This is a genomic window from Streptomyces naganishii JCM 4654 (assembly GCF_014650575.1).
Classification (GTDB): Bacteria; Actinomycetota; Actinomycetes; order Streptomycetales; family Streptomycetaceae; genus Streptomyces; species Streptomyces naganishii.
Map to the genome: position 1 here is coordinate 1 of NZ_BMVF01000061.1, position 1,307 is coordinate 1,307.

The 1,307-nt window shown below is 66.6% G+C and carries 1 protein-coding gene; it reads left to right on the plus strand.

Annotation, left to right across the window (positions count from 1 at the left end; all coding sequences use genetic code 11):
• Window positions 1–147 precede the first annotated feature (147 nt).
• The coding region (locus tag IE217_RS34345; RefSeq protein WP_190181878.1) for an IS110 family RNA-guided transposase at window positions 148–1,307 on the plus strand (1,160 nt) is incomplete at its 3' end.

Sequence of the window (1,307 nt, forward strand, 5' to 3'; positions counted from 1 at the left end):
GTTGATGGCTCCGAGTGAGTGGCTGCCCGGTTCTCCGGGACGCTCCGGCCGCTGATTGAGAACTGCGGTCATCGCTGGTTAAGGGCTTGGCGGCGGAGTGTTCCCGGACCCTGAAGGTGCTGCTTCCCGGGGAACGGAGCGACGACAGTGACGGAACGACATGAGCAGGTCTGGGTCGGCATCGACGCCGGCAAGGCTCATCACTGGGCTGTCGGAGTCAACGCCGCTGGAGAGAAGGTGCTCTCGAGGAAGGTCGTCAACGGTGAAGACGAGATCCTGGACCTGATCGTGGCTGTGTCCGAGATGGCCAACGAGGTGCGATGGGCGGTCGACATCTGCGGCCGGGCCTCAACGTTGCTGCTCGCATTGTTAATCGCCAATGGCCAAAGCGTGGTGTATGTGCCCGGACGCACAGTCAACCGAATGTCCGGTGCCTACCGCGGTGAAGGGAAAACCGACGCCAAGGACGCCCTGGTCATCGCCGACACCGCGCGCATGCGCCGGGACTTCACGCTCCTGAGCCTGCCGAACGAGACCGTGGCCGATCTCCAGTTGCTCACCGCGCATCGAGCCGATCTGATCGCCGACCGGGTGCGGCTGATCAACCGCCTGCGCGATGCCCTGGTAGGCATCTGCCCCGCTCTGGAGCGGGCCTTCGACTACTCAGCGGCCAAGGGACCGGTCGTCATGCTGACCGAGTACCAGACCCCGGCCGCCCTGCAGCGAGCTGGTGCCAAGCAGCTCGCGGACTGGCTGGCACGACGTGCGGTCCGCAGTGCAGCCGATGTCGCCGCCCGCGCAGTCGAAGCAGCCCGATCCCAGGTGACCGCTCTGCCGGGCGAAACGCGAGCCGCCAAGCTCGTGTGCGACCTCGCCCACCAGCTCCTCATGCTCGATGAATGGATCAAGGACACCGACCGGGAGATCCGCGAAGCCTTCCGCCTCGACGAGCGCGCCGAAGTCATCGAATCTCTCCCTGGCATGGGCCCCATCCTCGGGGCTGAGTTCCTCGCCATCGTCGGAGACCTGTCCACCTACGCAGACGCCGGCCGCCTGGCCGCCCACGCGGGACTGGCCCCCGTGCCACGCGACTCCGGCCGCCGGACCGGTAACCACCACCGGCCCAAGCGCTACCACCGCCGCCTGCGACACGTCTTCTACATGGCCGCCCAAACGGCCATGATGCGCCCAGGCCCCTCTCGGGACTTCTACCTCAAGAAACGCGCCGAAGGACTGATCCACACCCAGGCGCTGCTCGCCCTCGCACGCCGCCGAGTCGACGTCTTATGGGCCATGCTCCGTGACAA